Below are 250 nucleotides of genomic sequence, written 5' to 3' on the forward strand. Positions count from 1 at the left end.
GCGTATAGAGATTGGCGCTCGCGTTCGCGCCTCCGACGGTGTCCGAGAACAGCCATCCGCGGCGCCCCACGCAGAATGGTCGAATCGCATTCTCAACAGCGTTGTTCGAGATAGGCCAGTCGCCGTTCTCGACGTAACGAATGAGCTTGGGCCACTGCGCGCGCAGGTAAGTCAGTCCCTTGCCGAGCAGGCTTTTCGGTACGACGCCGGGCGATTGCTCGAGCATCAGCGCGTGGATGGCATTGAGTAC

The 250-nt window shown here is 61.2% G+C and carries 1 protein-coding gene; it reads right to left on the bottom strand.

Annotation, left to right across the window (positions count from 1 at the left end; genetic code table 11):
* Positions 1–250, bottom strand: a 250-nt coding sequence (locus tag P0D80_RS51670; RefSeq protein ID WP_408296802.1) for an IS66 family transposase, incomplete at both ends; no start/stop codon positions are given.

The organism is Paraburkholderia sp. RL17-373-BIF-A (genome assembly GCF_046030175.1).
Taxonomy (GTDB): domain Bacteria; phylum Pseudomonadota; class Gammaproteobacteria; order Burkholderiales; family Burkholderiaceae; genus Paraburkholderia.